Below are 17,594 nucleotides of genomic sequence, written 5' to 3'. Positions count from 1 at the left end.
CCGCCCACCGAAACTCGCGGTTGCCGTGCAGCCAGCTGGCTTTGCCTCGTCTAATTGAAGGGGAAGGGCCGGAAAACTACGGGACAAACCTACGTATAGCTCGCGCATTCCTAATCATAGCGCACATTTACCTCCGTACAATTGAGCGGTCCGTTGCGTGCGGACTAGTCTCACGACCAATCGAGGGGACGCGATGTGCAAGGCACAAGCCAGCGAATTGCGCGATGTGCTGCTCATAGAGCCAAGCTCTGTGTCCGTTGCCCCGAGTTGCCGCATGATTGGCGGGTCGTGATTGAGAGGCCGCATTTTCAAAAAACGAGCGTGGATGGCCGTGCACCAGCGTGCGAGCGCAGCCACGATCATGAGAGACAGGAGGAGAGCATGATGTGCGATAGGCCTGAACACTCCGAGCGTGGTCATGATGTAAAGGGCTGCGCTGTCTGCAACGGCAAGTTTGGCCTGATCCGATATTATTCCTGGCGAACGCCGCTGTGCTCCAGAAAGTGTCTCGATCGCTTCAGGGCGCGCCGCGAGCGCGACCGCCGATGGTTGTTTCGATTTCAGGCGGCGTGAATTCCGCAATTCTGAACGGGAGGCTGTGTGCTGAACCGTGCTTGCAAGCTCCTCTTGACGATCGCGCTGTCGCTTCCGTCGATGACCGGCGTGGAGGCCGAGGAGTTTGGACAGGATGGTGCGCATCGTCATCATCCGCCCCAGGATCAGCTCCTGCACGAGAAGTTCTATTCGAACTGGCACATGCCCGACAATCCGGTGCTGAGTTGCTGCAACAGCGCGGATTGCTATCCGACAGAGGTACGGTACGTCGAAGGCAGGATCTACGCACGGCGCCGGGAAGACGGGAAGTACATCCTCATTCCGTCCCAGAAGGTGGAACGAAACAGGGATAATCCCGACGGCCGCAACCATCTTTGCGCCCCGCCGCCGTCCGCCTCTCTGGTCGACACGGTCTACTGCTTCGCGCTCGGAGGTGCCACGTGAGGTTCATACTGGTGAACGGCCGAACCCCTTTCCGCAAGACGTTCTGCCTTTGGTGCTGCGAGGAGATCAGCGGCAGCTACTTGCGCGATGTCAGGACGCTGCTGCCCTACTGCGGCTACGAATGCTACGCGCTTCAGCATGAAAGGGCACCGTTGATCGAGGAACGTACGCGCGCGGCGTCTTGAGCAGACAGGCGAACGAGACGAATCGGCGGGTACGCCTGCCGGCAGGAGAGGACACGGCATTGCGATTCATGCTCGTCAATCAGGAGCGTCCCTGCCACGGCGCCGTCTGCAGCGCGTGCGCCCGGCCGCTGGGTTCGAGCTACGTCCGGCACGTGTCCAAGCAAGAGCGTTATTGCGACCAGGATTGCTACCGTCGAGATCAGCAGACCGCCATGGAACTGCTGTGGCCCTACCGCAGCTCGCTCGAGGTGATCGCGGTGCTGGCGGCGATCTCGAGCTGGAGCTGGATGATGCAGATGGGCGCGCTCTCGCGCTCGCTGACCGAGGCATATCTGCGCGCCCACGACCTTCTGACCACGGAAGGAGGTGACGGCTAGCTGAACGACGCAGGCCGCGCAGAGTCGTCGGCCGCAGTCACCGCGTCAAGCCCCGCGCCGCGTCCAGCCCCGGCGGTCGCGAGGCTAGGGCGAGGGGGCTGCGGCCGATACCGTTGGTGCCGCGCTCACTTCCTGCGTCGTGACGCGCTGCTCGGATTTCGCGGCGACCATGCCGCTGCTCTCGAACCGCGCGCGGTAGACCAGCACGTTCTCGATCACACGCTGGACGTAATTGCGCGTCTCCGACAGCGGGATGCGCTCGACCCAGTCGACCGGATCGACCTTGGGATCCCTGGGGTCGCCGCGCGCCTGCACCCATTCGCGCACGCGGCCGCGGCCGGCATTGTAGCCGGCGAACGTCATGATCTGGTTGCCGCGATATTCCGACAGCAGCGCGCTGAGCTCGGCCGCCCCCATCTGCGTGTTGTAGACGGGATCGGAGACCATCCTGTCCCAGTCATAGGTCAGGCCGAAGCGCTTTGCGGTGTCGCGGCCCGCTTCCGGCGTCACCTGCATCAGCCCGACCGCGTTGGCAGCCGACCTGTCGCGCTGGTCGAACGAGCTTTCGGTGCGCGCCACCGAATAGATCACGCTGGTCTCGATCGCGGGTGCGACCTGCTTGTGCTCGGGGATGCCGATGGTCGGGAAGGCGTAGTGGTCGAGCGCGAGCCCGCGCGCCAGCGCCGACTTGCCCACCTCCAGCATCACGCGGGCATCGTTGCGCTGTCCGGCCAGCTCGCCGAGGCCTTCGAGCGCGGCGACGTCGGTGCTCTCCTTGGCAAGATCCTCGGCGTAGTAGAACACCGTGTCGCGCTCGCCGATGCCATAGAGCATGTCGGCCGCGCGCACGCGCTCGTCCAGGGCTTGCGGGTCGGCTGCGGCCAGCACGGGCGAGGGCGGGCGCAGCTCGATGCGGTCGAGGCCGAGCTTGGCGCGGGCGAGCTGACCGTAATAGGCGGTCGGGTAGCGCGCCGCCGCTTGATAGCTCTGGCGCGCATCGGCCGGCGCCCCCATCGCTTCCGCGGCACGGCCGCGCCAGTAATGGGCGCGCGACAGCGCGAGTGGATTGGCCGAGCCTTCGTCGATCGCGGCGAAGTGCATCATCGCCGTCCTGGGATCGTCGAGATAGCGCAGCGCGATCCAGCCGCACATGAAGTGGTAGTCGACGCGGTAGACCTCCATCGCCGGCACGGCCGCAGCGCGCACCACGTCGTAAGCGGTCTTGAACTTGCCCTGGTCGAGCAGTTTTCGCGCGAGCAAACGGCGCTCGCGCCACCAGGCGTCGGTGTCCTGCGCCGCCATGGCGTCGGGTGCGGCGGCCAAAATCACCTCGGCCGCATCGTCGATGCGGTCCTTCTGGAGATGCCATTGCGCGCGGCACAGCACATAGCCGAGATCGCGGCGCGCCTCGGTCGAAACGTCATCGAGATAGTCCTTGGCCTTGTTGGCCTTGCCGGTGACGGCGGCGCAGGCCTTGACGATCGCGAGCGCATCCTCGCCGAGCCGTTTTGCCGCGCGCCTTGCGCCGGCATAGTCCTTGGCGCCGAGCCGCTTGTCCATGCGGGCGCGGTGGTCGTCCGCGGTGAGGAGATCGCGGAACGCCTCGTAGGAATCTTCCTCGCTGCGCTCCGACAATTCGTCCGTGCGCCAGGCCTCGCGGACGAGCCGCGCGGCCCTGTCGCTGTCGCCTTCAGTGAGCAGCACGCGGGCGAGCGCGAACTTGCCCTGGGCGCTGCTCGGGCGGTCCATGGTGAATTTGTGCACGGTGGCCGCGTCGGTCTTCTCCTGCCACAGCCGCGCCTCGGCGCGCCGGCGCAAAAGCGCGCTGCTCGGCCAGTCAGGATTGGCGGCGAGGAAGGCGGCATAGCGCTTGAAATTCGCGGTACTCTCGGAATGGCGCAGCATGAACCAGTCGGCGAGCTTCTGCCCGGCGGGATCCGCGATGCGGTCGCGCGCCGCGCTCGCGTCATCGGTCTTGCCCTTGCGCGCGAGATCGATCGCGTCCTTCAGCGCGGCGAGGTCGCCGGTCAGCGGCGGCGCTGCCGGCTTGTCTGACGGCTCGTCGTCCTGCTTCTTCGGCTTGCGCTTCGCCTCGGCGTGCTTGCCATGGCGCGATTTCGCCGCGGCGTGGCGCTGCTTGCCGGCTTTCGCCTCATGCGTCTTCTTCGACGCGGACGGTTTGTGACTGCTTTTCGCCGCCAGCTCCGTCGGAAGGAGAGCCAAGGCGGCCACGGCAACGACACACGCGAGCGAGCGTAGGCACTGGTTCATTCCGTGGTCCCCCCTGCGAAACCAGTACAAACCAAAGTCCGCGACGACATGCGGCTCGAGAATCAAAGTGACGCCGAAAACGATGCCACGGCATCGTTTCGCATTTGTCACGCTGTCGCAACAATGCGGCAAAATACGGATGGAAGGCGGGAACTCTTGCAACGGGGAATAGAATAGGCCCCTTAACCTTTGTTAACGAATAAGGCTCCGGCGACGGTTGCGCACGGTCCAGGGCGCCGTGAAGGGCCAGATTGCGCGTATTCCCGGGCTGAAATCCGGTGTATTGAGTTCCCTGACCCGTCCTTTCAGCCTTTGCCCCGCACCTATGCCGATTTTCAACCAGTCGATCCGACGCAAGATCGTCGGCATCGCCCTCGGATTGATCGTCCTGATGCTGGTCACCTCGATCCTGTCGATGGTGATGTCGAGCCAGGTCGGCGTCCTCCTGGACGAGCTGACCAACCGCTACATCCCGGCCTATGGCGATCTCGCGCGCGCCAATATCCGCTCGCTGGAGCGGTCGGTGGCGCTGCGGCGCATGGTCATGATGAAGATGCAGGCGTCCTCGGACGAGGAGGCCTATGCGGCGCGCCTGCGCGAGTTCGAGGAAGCGGACCGCAAGATCGAGGAGGAGGCCGAGGGCGCACGCAAGCTCATCAACGCGATCATCGACGACCCGAGGACGCCGTCCGACAATGCCGCGCTGGCGCGGATCGAGATCCGCATCGAGACGGCCGTCACCGAGCTGCGCCGCGACCTGAACGAGGACCACGCAAAGCTGCTCAAGCAGGTCGACGCCAAGCAGATGGCAGAAGCCCGCGGCACGCTGGAACATATCGACGCCATCCGCGACCAGTTCAATCGGAAGTTCGATGCGATCCGTGCCGACATGCTGACACAGGTCTTCGCTTCGACATCGCAGGTGATGAGCCACCAGCGCCAGGCCATCATCGTGTCGGGCATCGTGACCCTGCTCGCCGCGATCGTCGGATTTGCCTTCGCGCTGCTGGTGTCCGGCGGCATCACGCGGCCGGTGCGGCTGTTGCTGGCCGGCACCCGCGAGGTCGAGGCGGGGCGGTTCGACAAGACCATCGCCGTCTCGACCCAGGACGAGATCGGCGAGCTCGCGGCCGCCTTCAACCGCATGATCGAGCAGTTGCGCCACAACGAGCGCATCCGCGAGACGTTTGGCCGCTACATCGATCCCAAGGTGGTGCAGGGCCTGATCGAACGGCCCGAGGTCGCCATCGACGGCCAGCGCCGGGTGATGACCATCATGTTCTGCGACATGAGCGGCTTCACCTCGATGAGCGAGGGCATGACCCCGCGCGGCCTCGTCAAGGTGATGAACCACTATTTTACGGTGATGTCGGCCCCGATCAGGAGCAATCGCGGCGTCATCGACAAATATATCGGCGATGCCATCATGGCCTATTGGGGCCCGCCCTTCATCGAGGAGGATGAGCCGGCACTTCTTGCCGGCTGTGCCGCCATCGACATGACCGACCAGGTGCCCGCGCTGCAGAAGCAATTGCCCGATCTGCTCGGCATCCGCGCCATGCCCGTGCCCTGCGACCTGCGCATCGGCATCGCCACCGGCGAGGTCCTCACCGGCAGCATCGGCTCCGAGCTGATGATGAGCTTCACCGTGATGGGCGATGCCGTGAACCTCGCTTCGCGGCTCGAGGCCGTCAACAAGGTCTACGGCACCCGCATCCTGATCTCGCAGACGACGGCGGATGCGGTCGGTGAGCGCCTCGAATTGCGCGAGATCGATCGTCTCGCGGTCGCCGGCCAGAGCGCGCCGCAGGCGATCTTCGAGGTGATGGCGAGGGCCGGCGTGCTCACCGCCGCGCAGGACGGCTTGCGCACGCACTATGCCGAAGGTCTTGCCGCCTATCGCGCCCGCCGCTTCGACGAGGCCCGCGCCGCCTTCAACGCGGCGCTCGAAGCCGTCCCCGGCGACGGTCCCTCGCGCGCGCTGCTCGCCCGCATCGCGCAGTTCGAGGTCAATCCGCCGGACGAGAGGTGGGACGGTGCCTGGCGGCTGGAGCAGAAGTAAGCCGCCGCGCGGGAAAAATTGTTTCTACTCGATAACGATGTTCGCCGTGACCTATTTCCCAGGCTTAGGTTGATCGTCCTTGAGGCGTTTGATGGGGACACGCCGATGACAGAACTTGAGGACAGGCTGGAACGGTTCGAGACACTCACGGCCGAATGCGAGCTGATCGCCAAGCTCGCCACCGACAGCACCAAGCGCGAATTCTATCTCAAGCTCGCCGAGCACTATTATCAGCTTGCGCGCGAGACGCGGGCTGCGGTCGCGACCAGCGCTGCGGCCTGAAGGCGGCTGCAATCCGTTCTTAACATTTGGCACGCATCCTTTGACGGGAGCGAGCGTCGCGATTCGCGATGGCTCGCAGTGGGAATGCCGGGACTCGCTGCAATGCAGCGTGTCTCGCTGATGTTGCTTTGCCGGTGCTTTTTCGGGGCAATCCCATGCGTCTGCTTGCGGTCCTCATCCTCGCGCTCATGGCGGCGGCCTGCAACCAGGAGCAGGACATCACCGGCTCGACCGCAGCCTGCCCGGTGCGGAACTACAGCTCCTACAACCCCCGCGACATGAACCAGTGTGTGGCCGCCTGCAAGGCATGCGACCATGGCAACACGGTCACCTGCACCACGTCCTGCACGCTCAAGGGCGCGCACTGAGCGGCCAGCGGTTTGCAGAAGCTTGAGGGCCGGGATCGCCGGCCCTCTTGGGCATTGAGGGATTGACGGTGTCGGGGCACCGGAACGATTCACCTGACATAATCATTGGTAGGAGCAGGCAGGACGCGGAGTCGGATGGAATGGGTATGCTCGATCCCGGCCGGTTTCTGGTGTCGTGCTCGCAGTGCGACGCGTGGCCGATGGCGGCCAACGTCAAACGCTCGAGCTGGTCCACGTCCCCGAGCGAGGTCCGCTTCGTGTGTCCGCGCTGTCGCCGCGAGGAGACCGCGATCATCTCCGCCTCGGGCGAATTGACGCCGATCCGGCGCATCGACATCCCGCCGCGCGACGTCACGGTGGCCTGGGCTCAGGCACAGCGCCAGAGAGGGCGGGCGTAGGCGGCCGCTCTATTGCGCGATCCCGTTTCGGAACCCGGGCGATCGTCGGACGTTTCCGCCCCAACATCACGTATCGAGGCCGGGCGAATGTTCAGCGCGCATTTCGACACCCGTACACGGATCAACATGAAGCTGGCGCTGGATCGGATTTGCCGCAATCGGCCCAGGGGCGAGGATCATGGGTTCCGCAGGTCGGTCGCCGAGAACATCGTCCGCTGCGCGCTCGCGGGCCGAACCGGCATCGGCCAGCTTGTCGATGCCGGTGAGCGGGCGGTGGTCACGACGCGCGCGGTGCGGAAGCCTGACTGATTGTGTTTGCCTCGCGTTTGCAGCCCATCGTTCAACCGGTCGATTGACTCTCCGTACGGCCGCCTCGTAGATTGATCGGTGACGGTTCTCCGCACGGAGATCAAAAGGGAACGTGGTGCGAGATTGTCCCAACGCCGGGATTGTCCCAACGCCACGGCTGCCCCCGCAACTGTAAGCGGTGAATCTTTCGTCATTTGCCACTGGGAATCTCGGTCCTGGGAAGGCGACGTAAGGTAACGACCCGCGAGCCAGGAGACCTGCCGTCAGCCGTGGTCACACGCGAAGATGTCGGTCGGGGAGTACAGGCATTAGCTTCACCGGAGCAATCGATTGCTCCGCCGTAAAGCCTCGTTCGCTGTGACGTGCCACTGACGTCATGCCGAGGTTACAACTGTGTCCCGTATTGTCTCTGCCGCCAGGCGCCTTCGCGCCGGTATCGTTGCTGCCGTTTTCCTCCATGCGATCGATCTCCCCGCAGCTTTCGCGCAGCAGGCCGCCGCCGAGCAGCTGCCGCCGGTCGAAGTGACCAGGTCCGACGATCAGAACCGCACACGCGCCAGGGCGATCGGCGACGGCGACACGACGAGGCGGCGAGCCCCGAGTGGCGCGCCGGCAGGCAATGGCGCCGGCTCGTCCGGCTCCGGCGGCGAGGCGGTCGCCAGCAACGGAGGCATCGTCGGAGCCGCCACGACCGTCATCACGGCCGCGGATATCGCACATGCGCCCTCGCAGACGCTTGCCGAGATCATCGCGACGCAAGTCCCGGGTGCCCAGATCACGACGCTCTATGGCGGCCAGATCGGCGCGAAGACGAGCGTCGACCTGCGCGGCTTCGGCGCGTTTGCCACTGCCAATTCGCTGGTGCTGATCAACGGGCGGCGGCTGAACGACATCGACATCGCGCAGGTGGACCTCTCCACTGTCCCGCTCAATTCCATTGAGCGTATCGAGATCACGCGCGGCAATGCCGGCGCGGTGCTCTATGGGGACAATGCGGTCGGCGGCGTGATCAACATCGTCACTAGGAACGGCGTCGGCGGGCCGCCCGTTGCCGCGCGCATCGAGGCCGGCTTCGGCTCGTTCGACACCAGGCTTGGCAATGTCTCGACGTCGCTCAATTCCGGTCCGTGGTCGACCTCGTTCTACGGCAATGCCGTCAAGACAGACGGCTACCGCGACAACAATCGCCTTGTCCAGGAGAATGGCGTCGGCAACCTGAACTACACGACATCAGACCTGACTGCTTTCGTCACCGTTACCGGCGACAATCAGGAGCTGCGATTGCCGGGCGGCCGCACCGTCGATCCGTCCATCGGCGTCGACGAGCTCGCGACCAACCGACGGGGCACCAGCACACCCTTCAACTACGCCAACCAGCAGGGCTTTGGCGCGATGGCCGGCTTCACGAAGACCCTGGCCAACGGCATCGATCTCATCGTGGACGGCGGTGTGCGCGACAAGAAGCAGCAGGGCGCGTTCTTCTCCGGCCCGGCGCCGATTCCCGCGTTGTTCACGTCCACCTATGTCGATGCCGATCTGACGACATGGTCGATCACGCCGCGGCTCAGCGTGAAGGGCTCGCTGCTCGGGATGCCGTCGCAACTGCTGACCGGCCTCGATTATTACGATGCGAGCTTTCAGCAGAACCGTGGCGCCGGCCAGGGGCTCGCGCCCTGGCACAATTACGATCTCAGGCAGCAGACGGTTGCGGGCTATTTTCAGCACACATTGGGTGTAGCGCCGGCGACGGACCTCTCCTACGGCGCGCGGGTGCAGAACGTCAGTCTCTCGGCGCGCGATCATTTTGACGCCGCAGCTCCGTTCAACACCGACATCGGCGCGCTCCCGCTCAGGAGCGACGAGACCCAGTACGCTCTGCATCTCGGTGCCGAGCATCGCCTCAATGACATGGTCTCGCTGTTCGGCCGCGCTGCGCGCGCATTCCGCACGCCGGATGTCGATGAGCGTGTGTCGTCGGGGCCGTCCTTCGATCCCTTTACCTTCGCGCCGATCCCGCAAACCTTCCAGCTCAAGACCCAGACCTCGCAGGATGTCGAGGGCGGGCTGCGCATCAAGGGAGGCGGGCTGCAATTGCAGAGCAGTCTCTATCTGATGGACCTCGCCAATGAGATCCATTTCAATCCGGTCCTGTTCTACAACACCAATCTCGATCCGACCCGCCGTTACGGCTCGGAGACCAGTCTGTCCTATCGCGTCAACGACTCTCTGCTCCTGCGCTCCGGCATGGCCTATACAAGGGCCGTGTTTCGCGAGGGCGTCTGGGCCGGCAACGACGTGCCGCTGGTGTCGCGCTACACCGCGAGTGCAGGCGTCACTTGGAACATCTGGCAGAACTATGTGGTGCTCGACGCCACCGCGCGCTTCTGGAGCGAGCGGCGCATGGACAATGACCAGGCGGGAACACAGCGGCCGATCCCAGCCAATGGCACGATCGACCTCAAGCTCAGCGGTCAGTACGAGCGCTACTTCTGGTTTTTGAGCGTCAACAACGTGCTGAACGCGCTCTACTACGACTATGCGATCGCAAGCACCTTTACGGACGGCCGCTTCAGTGCCTATCCGCTGCCCGGCCGCACCTATCTGCTCAAGGCCGGCGCCAATTTCTGATCAAGGCTCTGATCGCGACGGGGGGCTGTCATAGGCTCCCGAATGGACTAGAATTCGAAAAGAAGGAGATTACCCATGGCTCTCAGCACCCTGCCGCCTCACGCCGACCGTTTCCGGCTCCATCCGGTCGCGCCGCGCCTTGCATCGATGTTCTGCTTTGCGCTGCTGGCGGTGTCATGCGCGCTCGCAAGTCTTGCGCTCGCCTGCGCAACGCCCTTTGCGGCCTTCGCGGTCGTCGCGGCCGCGATGTTGCCGCTGCGGCCGGCACTGCTCGTCGTCAGCGGCGCGTGGCTCGTGAACCAGAGCATCGGCTTCGGCGTGCTGCACTATCCCGTTGCCGGCAGCACGATCGCCTGGGGCTTTGTCATTGGCGCTGCTGCACTCGTCGCGACCGCGGCCTCGTCCGCCGCGCTCCGTGCGCTGGCGCATGGCCGCACGCCCCTGATGCTGGCGATCACATTCGTCCTCGCCTACGCGGCCTATGAGCTCGTGCTGCTCGCTGCGACGCCGGTCCTCGGCGGAGAGGGCGCCTTCACCGCGGCCATCGTGGCGCGGATTGGACTGACCGGCGCCGTCTGGCTCGCCGGCCTCGTCGCCGCCTGCGAGATCGTCCGCCTGGTCGATCCGTTCGGGCGCAAGGGCGCGATGTCGGCCTGAGCGGCCCTCTGAAAGCCCCGGATGGGAGCGCAGTGAAATCCGGGCTACGAGATCTTGCGTTGCCCGACGGGCAAAACACCCCCGCGGTCGGTCAATCCGCTTGCGCAAAAATATTCCACTTTGCCGAAATTCGGAAATGGCGTACGTCTCGCCCATCCCGGCTCATCCTTGAGGGGCGATCTTGTGTCGTCACGTTTCGCGAGCCGGGCTTGCGGTGGACGCGGCAGCGTCGGGCGCGAGAGTTAAGGGCAGGGCGGATTGCTCTCCGTGAGCCCAGGACTTCGTGCTGGATGAGCGACGCTGTCAGGTTCGTCTCGCCTGTAAGTTTCCGGCTCCGTCGACAGGGCTGGGAAAACTGCGGCGAAATGGCGGGCCGTGCGTACGGCAAAACCGTGTGGTCCTGGCCGTCGTTGCTACGGTCAAGCTCTTGCGGATGCGGCAGTCGCGTCAACCGGCGCGATGTCGGCGACTTTCGCGAGAGTGAGGGAGGCCAGAACGAACTCGGCTCCCGGGAGAGCACGGCATAAGCCGTCCAACCACTGCGCAGGGAAGGCCGAGTGATTGGCTACACCTGTATGCTGCTGTGCGGTTTCTCTGCGTGTGCTTTCGCGCAGCAGACCGCGGGTGCCGTCGGGCACCCGGCCTTCCCTGCGCCCTCTCGATTGAGAGGGTGGAGCGATCAAGCAAAGCTCGGGCGAAATCCGCCGCGAGGATGCGAAGGCGTGTCTGCGATTTACGATGCGAGTTGGAGGATGACGCCGATGCATCTCGCTCCGTCATTGCGAGCGCAGCGAGGCAATCCAGAATCCGTCAGCGGAAAGACTCTGGACTGCTTCGCTGCGCTCGCCACGACCATGTGGAGAGTGCGTGTCCACTGCCGGGGATGGCGGGGCTTGGTGATGTCGACAGCGACTCACTCCAAGGTGTGGTGCGTGATCGGGCGCGTCGTACCCGCCTGGAAATCTCAGGTTGTGGATTGTCATCTTCGCGGGGGTATCCCAGTAGGCCGATCCGTGTCTTCCCGGTAACGAATGTGCCATCCACGCAACACTCCTTCCGGATTAAGCCCTCATCGTCAGCCGTTCGCATCACCGCCGCTTTTTAGCCACACCCGAACATGAATAAAATTGCTCGAATGTTTTAGGGGCTGCGGCGGTCCTCGAGGCGAACGGGAAATCCCAAGGTCGATTCAAATCTTGGGTCTGATTTTTCGGGTCTGAAAGGGTTGGCCGGGGAAACTGGTTTGCGATGAACGCAAAGACCAACATCAAGCAGAGGCTGCCGAGCCGTCACGTGACGGAAGGTCCTGCGCGCGCGCCCCATCGGTCCTACTTCTACGCCATGGGTCTGACGACGGAGCAGATCCACCAGCCCTTCGTCGGCGTCGCCTCCTGCTGGAACGAGGCCGCGCCCTGCAACATCGCTTTGATGCGCCAGGCGCAGGCGGTGAAGAAGGGCGTCGCGCATGCCGGCGGCACACCCCGCGAATTCTGCACCATCACCGTGACCGACGGCATCGCCATGGGCCATGACGGCATGCGCTCCTCGCTGCCGTCGCGCGAATGCATCGCCGATTCCGTCGAGCTGACCGTCCGCGGCCATGCCTATGACGCCCTCGTCGGCCTTGCCGGCTGCGACAAGTCGCTGCCGGGCATGATGATGGCGATGGTGCGCCTCAACGTGCCCTCGATCTTCATCTATGGCGGCTCGATCCTGCCCGGCAATTTCCGCGGGCAGCAGGTCACCGTGCAGGACATGTTCGAGGCCGTCGGCAAGCACTCGGTCGGCGCCATGTCGGACGAGGATCTCGACGAGATCGAGCGCGTGGCGTGCCCCTCGGCGGGTGCGTGCGGCGCGCAGTTCACCGCCAACACCATGGCGACCGTCTCGGAAGCCATCGGCCTGGCGCTGCCTTACTCGGCCGGTGCTCCGGCACCGTATGAAATCCGCGACGCCTTCTGCATGACCGCGGGCGAGAAGGTGATGGAGCTTATCGCCCAAAACATCCGGCCGCGCGACATCGTCACCCGCAAGGCGCTGGAGAATGCCGCTGCCGTGGTCGCGGCCTCCGGCGGCTCGACCAATGCTGCGCTGCACCTGCCGGCGATCGCGCACGAGTGCGGCATCAAGTTCGATCTGTTTGACGTCGCCGAAATCTTCAAAAAGACACCTTATGTCGCGGATTTGAAGCCGGGCGGCCGTTATGTCGCCAAAGACATGTTTGAAGTAGGTGGCATCCCGCTTCTGATGAAGACGCTGCTCGACAACGGATTTCTCCACGGTGACTGCATTACCGTCACCGGTCGAACGATCGCCGAAAACCTCAAGAGCGTGAAGTGGAATCCGCACCAGGATGTGGTGCACCCGGCAGACAAGCCGATCACCGTCACCGGCGGTGTGGTGGGTCTGAAGGGCAATTTGGCGCCAGAAGGTGCGATCGTGAAAGTCGCGGGAATGTCCAACCTGAGGTTTACCGGTCCGGCACGCTGCTTCGACCGGGAAGAGGACGCCTTCGAGGCCGTCCAGAACCGCACGTACCGCGAAGGCGAAGTCATCGTGATCCGCTATGAGGGCCCCAAGGGCGGCCCCGGCATGCGGGAAATGCTCCAGACCACGGCGGCGCTGACCGGCCAGGGCATGGGCGGCAAGATCGCGCTCATCACCGATGGCCGCTTCTCCGGCGCCACCCGCGGCTTCTGCATCGGCCATGTCGGGCCTGAGGCCGCCATCGGCGGCCCGATCGGGCTGCTCGAGGATGGCGACATCATCGAGATCGACGCGGTCGTCGGCACCCTTAACGTAAAATTGAGCGACCAGGAGCTTGCCCAGCGCAAGACCAAATGGAGCGCTCGCGCGACTAACCACACGACGGGCGCGCTCTGGAAATATGCTCAGCAGGTTGGACCAGCGGTCGGGGGGGCAGTGACCCATCCGGGCGGCGCGCACGAGAAACAGTGCTATGCGGACATCTAGGCGTACCATTGTTGCGTTTGTGTTGGGGGCCAGTGCGCTGGCCATGCCGGCGCTCGCCTTCGACGGCGCGCCGGTCAACCAGAAGGACGCGACCATCCCGGTCGTGACCACCTTGCCGGGGGCCGCGGGTGCGGTGCGCAGCAAGGTGCCGCCGGCGACCCAGGAAACCTCGCTCAGCGCCCTGCAATATGCCGCCGAGGGCGGCCATCCGATCGCGCAGTGGAAGCTCGGCCGCATGTACGCCAATGGCGACGGCGTGGCCCAGGACGATGTGCGCGCCTTCGAATATTTCAGCCGGATCGCCAACGCGCATGCGGAGGACAGCCCCTCGGCGCCTCAGGCGCAGATCGTGGCCAATGCCTTCGTCGCGCTCGGCCGCTACTATCTCAGCGGCATCCCGAATTCGAAGATCAAGCCGGACCAGGACCGGGCGCGGGAGATGTTCTCCTATGCCGCCTCCTATTTCGGCAATGCGGACGCGCAGTACGATCTCGCCCGACTGTATCTGAAGACGCCGGACGCCTCGCGCGAGGATTTCCGCTATGGCGCGCGCTGGCTCGGGCTCGCCGCGCAGAAGGGCCAGCACGAGGCACAGGCGCTGCTCGGCCAGATGCTGTTCAACGGCGACCGCCTGCCGCGGCAGGCCGCCCGCGGCCTGATGTGGCTGACGCTGGCGCGCGACAGCGCCGGCAGCGAAGAGACCTGGATCAAGGAAAGCTACAATCGCGCCTTCGCGAAGGCCTCGGACGACGACCGCGCCATGTGCCTGCAAATGCTGGAACAGTGGGTGCAGGGCCGCCGGGAGTGATCCCGAAGAGGCGGCGTTACGCCGCCTCGAGATCCAGATCCGCCCATACCGGCACGTGGTCCGACGGCTTCTCCCAAGCCCGCACATAGCTGTCGATGCCGACATTGGCGAGCCGGTCGCTGGCCTGCGGCGACAGCAGCAGGTGGTCGATGCGCAGGCCATGGTTCTTCTGCCAGGCGCCGGCCTGGTAGTCCCAGAAGGTGTAGAGGCCCGGCTCGTCGGTGACGGCCCGCAAGGCATCGGTCAGGCCGAGGCCGAGCAGGGACTGAAAGCTCTCCCGCGTCTCCGTCTTGAACAGGGCGTCCTCGGTCCATGCCGCCGGATTGTGGACGTCGCGGGCATGCGGGATGACGTTGAAGTCGCCTGCGAGGATGAGCGGCTCCTCGGTCTTGAGGCGCTCCTTCGAATATTCAAGAAGTCGCGACATCCATTTGAGCTTATAGGGGTATTTCTCGGTCCCGACAGGGTTGCCGTTGGGCAGATAGAGGCAGGCGATGCGCAGCACCCCGTGCTTGAGCGTCACCACGCCCTCGAGGAAGCGGGCATGGCTGTCCTCGTCGTCGCCGGCCAGCCCCGACTTGGTCTCGTCGAAGCGGAGCTTCGAGAGCAGGGCGACGCCGTTGAACGTCTTCTGCCCGTGCGTGACCACGTTGTAGCCGAGCGCCTCGATCTCCAGGCGCGGGAAGGCCTCATCGACGCATTTGATCTCCTGGAGGCAGACGATGTCCGGCTGGCACTCCTTCAGCCAGGTCAGGAGCAGGTCGATCCGCTGCCGGACCGAGTTGACGTTCCAGGTGGCTACTCTGATGGGCATTTCGACGGCTCCGGGCAGGGGCACCCGTTAGAACAAAATGCAAACGCCCCCGTCAAGGACGCCGCAAAATCTCCCACAAAATTAACCCGGCTTAAGCGGACCGCAGGCCATTGATACGGAAAAGGTTCCACGGATGGGATGGCGGGTCGAAACTTCACAACAGGCTGAACCGCGCGACGGACTGGTCGGCGCGTTCCTGTATTGGCTCGGCGGCTTCGAGATCGAGGACGGCCTGACCGCCGATCTCAGCGAGCGCGAGCTGGGCCGGATCCGCGCCAAGCAGATCGACGCGGTGACGCGGCTGATCCCGGTGACAATGGCCGTCACCATGCTCAACGTCGCCATCGTGCTGATCCTGTTCTGGGGCAGGGGCTGGAACGACTTCCTCGCGATCTGGGGCCTGACGCTCGCCGCCACCGCCTCGCTCGCGGTACGTTCGTGGCGGCGGTCGTATCGGAACCCGCCGCAGGAGGCTTCGCCCCGCGCCGCACGGCACATGCTGCGGCAGGCCTTCTTCCTCGCCGCGATATGGGGCACGCTGCCACTCGCGCTGTTCAGCCACATCGAGCCGACCAGCCAGCTGATCTTGGCCTGCCTGATGGTCGGCATGATGTCCGGCGGCGCCTTCACGCTCTCGACCTTCCCGCGCGCCGGCCTCGTCTATCTCGCCACCATGACGGTCGGCTGTGTCGGCGCGCCCCTATTGTGCGGCGCCGGGCCGTATCTGGTGACCTCGGTGTTCCTGCTGCTGTTCGCGTTCTTCATGGCGCGCAACATCGTCATGCAAGGCAACCTGTTCCTCGGCAATCTCAAGGCCCAGCTCGAGCTCGAGCGTCAGACCGAGATCATCTCGCTGCTGCTGAAGGATTTCCAGGAGAACGCCAGCGACTGGCTGTGGCAGACCGACGCCGAGGGACACTTGGTCGACGTGCCCGAGCGCTTCGCCGATGTGTCGCAGCTGCCGCTTCCATTGCTGAAGGGCTCGCATTTCGCCGACGTGCTCGACATGCTTTGCCCCGAGGACAAGAGCGCGGCCTACAACATCGTCGGCCTGATGGAACATGCCGAGCCGCTGCACGAAATGAACCTCAAGGTCGTTGCCGGCGGCGAGGCGCGGCTGTGGTCGTTCACGGCGAAGCCGGCCTACGACCGCGACGGCCAGTTCCTCGGCTATCGCGGCTTCGGCCGCGACGTGACCGAGCGCTGGCGCGCGGAAAAGGCCGAGGCCGAGAGCCGCGCCAAGTCCGACTTCCTCGCCGTGATGAGCCACGAGATCCGTACGCCCATGAACGGCGTGCTCGGGCTCGCCAGCATGCTGCTCGAGACCAGGCTCGATCCGGAGCAGCGCGAGGCCGTCGCCACGATCCGCGAGTCCGGCGACAACCTGCAGCGCATCCTCAACGACATCCTCGATCTGTCCAAGCTGGAGGCCGGCCGCTTCGCATTCGAGGCGATCGACTTCGCACCGCAGGCGCTGGTCGAGACGGTCGCGACCGTCGTGCGCGCGAGCGCCAAGAGCAAGGGGCTCACGGTCAAGGTCGAGCTCGATCCGAACCTGCCGCCGACGCTGCGCGGCGACGTCGCGCGCATCCGGCAGGTGCTGTTCAACTTTGCGTCTAACGCGGTGAAGTTCACCGACGAAGGCGAGGTGACGATCTCGGCCACCTGCCAGACGCGGCGCGACCTGCTGGCGACCGTCGAATGGACCGTCAAGGACAGCGGCATCGGCATCGCGCCCGAAAAACTCGGCCTGCTCTTCAGCGATTTCGCCCAGGCCGACGCCTCGATCAGCCGCCGCTTCGGCGGCACCGGGCTTGGCCTTGCGATCTCCCGGCGCATCATCGAGCAGATGGGCGGCACGATCGGCGTCACCTCGACGCCGGGCGAGGGCTCGACCTTCCGCTTCACGCTGGTGCTGCCCTGGAGCCAGGCGCCGGCATCCGGCCAGGCGGCCGGCCGCGACGAGGCCGACGAGCTCAAGGCGCATATCGCCGAGCTCGACCGGCCACTGAAGGTGCTGGTCGCAGAGGACGATGCCGTCAACCGCCTGGTCGTGAGCAAGATGCTCGGTGCTTTCGATGTCGAGCTGCGCGTCGTCACCGACGGCGTCGAGGCCGTCGCGGCGGCCTCGGAGGGGGACTACGATGTCGTTCTGATGGACGTGCGCATGCCCGACATGGACGGCCTTGCCGCAACCCGGGCGATCCGCGCGCAAGGCGGCCGCTTCGAGGCCCTGCCGATCATCGCGCTCACCGCCAACGCCTTCCCCGAAGACGTCAAGATCTGCCGCGAGGCGGGCATGTCGGACTTCTTGGCAAAGCCGCTGCGCAAGCCCGCACTGGTCGCGGCGTTGCTGCGGGCGTTAAACCACGTGGCGTCGGACGACGCGCCGCTTCAGCCGGAGCTGATGCCGGTCGAGGTCGAGTGGACAGAGGAAGAGAGGCAAATCGCCGGCGCGTAAGC

General features: G+C 65.0%; 14 protein-coding genes and 1 riboswitch. Of the genes, 12 read left to right on the top strand and 2 right to left on the bottom strand.

Going from position 1 to position 17,594, the window contains the following annotated elements; all coding sequences use genetic code 11:
• Window positions 1-627: 627 nt before the first annotated feature.
• Complete coding sequence (locus ACE10W_RS21125; protein ID WP_236842062.1) at window positions 628-999, top strand: hypothetical protein; 372 nt, start codon at window positions 628-630, stop codon at window positions 997-999.
• Window positions 1,000-1,396: 397 nt separating this feature from the next.
• Window positions 1,397-1,561: a hypothetical protein gene (locus ACE10W_RS21120; RefSeq protein WP_231166487.1), complete on the top strand. Its 165-nt coding sequence runs from the start codon at window positions 1,397-1,399 to the stop codon at window positions 1,559-1,561.
• Between the two features lie 84 nt (window positions 1,562-1,645).
• On the opposite strand, the gene ACE10W_RS21115 is transcribed toward ACE10W_RS21120, so the two are convergent.
• Window positions 1,646-3,832: a transglycosylase SLT domain-containing protein gene (locus ACE10W_RS21115; protein WP_375761887.1), complete on the bottom strand. Its 2,187-nt coding sequence runs from the start codon at window positions 3,830-3,832 to the stop codon at window positions 1,646-1,648.
• 325 nt (window positions 3,833-4,157) lie between these two features.
• Here ACE10W_RS21115 and ACE10W_RS21110 point away from each other — a divergent pair, with 325 nt between their 5' ends.
• The 9 genes from ACE10W_RS21110 to ACE10W_RS21070 all read left to right on the top strand — a co-directional run bounded on the left by ACE10W_RS21110 (window position 4,158) and on the right by ACE10W_RS21070 (window position 14,317).
• Window positions 4,158-5,894: an adenylate/guanylate cyclase domain-containing protein gene (locus ACE10W_RS21110; RefSeq protein ID WP_375761886.1), complete on the top strand. Its 1,737-nt coding sequence runs from the start codon at window positions 4,158-4,160 to the stop codon at window positions 5,892-5,894.
• A gap of 105 nt (window positions 5,895-5,999) precedes the next feature.
• Window positions 6,000-6,176 (top strand): hypothetical protein, encoded by a 177-nt coding sequence (locus tag ACE10W_RS21105; RefSeq protein WP_166466009.1) that lies wholly within the window; start codon window positions 6,000-6,002, stop codon window positions 6,174-6,176.
• A gap of 155 nt (window positions 6,177-6,331) precedes the next feature.
• On the top strand, window positions 6,332-6,544 hold the full coding sequence (locus ACE10W_RS21100) for a hypothetical protein (protein ID WP_028171828.1): 213 nt from the start codon (window positions 6,332-6,334) through the stop codon (window positions 6,542-6,544).
• Between the two features lie 140 nt (window positions 6,545-6,684).
• Window positions 6,685-6,942, top strand: a complete 258-nt coding sequence (locus tag ACE10W_RS21095) for a hypothetical protein (protein WP_028171829.1) — start codon at window positions 6,685-6,687, stop codon at window positions 6,940-6,942.
• 87 nt (window positions 6,943-7,029) lie between these two features.
• Window positions 7,030-7,251 carry a hypothetical protein gene (locus tag ACE10W_RS21090; protein WP_304568410.1) on the top strand — a complete coding sequence of 74 codons (222 nt, stop codon included), beginning with the start codon at window positions 7,030-7,032 and terminating at the stop codon, window positions 7,249-7,251.
• A gap of 65 nt (window positions 7,252-7,316) precedes the next feature.
• Window positions 7,317-7,531: riboswitch (cobalamin riboswitch) on the top strand.
• Between the two features lie 113 nt (window positions 7,532-7,644).
• Entirely contained in the window at window positions 7,645-9,879 is a 2,235-nt protein-coding gene (locus tag ACE10W_RS21085; protein ID WP_375761885.1) for a TonB-dependent receptor, read from the top strand.
• A gap of 75 nt (window positions 9,880-9,954) precedes the next feature.
• Window positions 9,955-10,536 (top strand): hypothetical protein, encoded by a 582-nt coding sequence (locus tag ACE10W_RS21080; RefSeq protein WP_304546648.1) that lies wholly within the window; start codon window positions 9,955-9,957, stop codon window positions 10,534-10,536.
• 1,248 nt (window positions 10,537-11,784) lie between these two features.
• On the top strand, window positions 11,785-13,509 hold the full coding sequence (ilvD, locus tag ACE10W_RS21075) for a dihydroxy-acid dehydratase (protein ID WP_375761884.1): 1,725 nt from the start codon (window positions 11,785-11,787) through the stop codon (window positions 13,507-13,509).
• Window positions 13,496-14,317: a tetratricopeptide repeat protein gene (locus ACE10W_RS21070; protein ID WP_161534838.1), complete on the top strand. Its 822-nt coding sequence runs from the start codon at window positions 13,496-13,498 to the stop codon at window positions 14,315-14,317. Before ilvD ends, ACE10W_RS21070 begins: the two co-directional genes overlap by 14 nt.
• A 16-nt stretch (window positions 14,318-14,333) precedes the next feature.
• On the opposite strand, the gene xth is transcribed toward ACE10W_RS21070, so the two are convergent.
• On the bottom strand, window positions 14,334-15,131 hold the full coding sequence (gene xth, locus ACE10W_RS21065; RefSeq protein ID WP_039185184.1) for an exodeoxyribonuclease III: 798 nt from the start codon (window positions 15,129-15,131) through the stop codon (window positions 14,334-14,336).
• Between the two features lie 133 nt (window positions 15,132-15,264).
• Here xth and ACE10W_RS21060 point away from each other — a divergent pair, with 133 nt between their 5' ends.
• Window positions 15,265-17,592: an ATP-binding protein gene (locus ACE10W_RS21060; protein ID WP_375761883.1), complete on the top strand. Its 2,328-nt coding sequence runs from the start codon at window positions 15,265-15,267 to the stop codon at window positions 17,590-17,592.
• The last annotated feature ends 2 nt before the right edge of the window (window positions 17,593-17,594 follow it).

It is taken from the genome of Bradyrhizobium sp. B025 (assembly GCF_042257955.1).
Taxonomy (GTDB): domain Bacteria; phylum Pseudomonadota; class Alphaproteobacteria; order Rhizobiales; family Xanthobacteraceae; genus Bradyrhizobium; species Bradyrhizobium diazoefficiens.
Note: the sequence above shows the minus strand (reverse complement) of the source record. Positions and strands in the feature narration are given on the sequence as shown.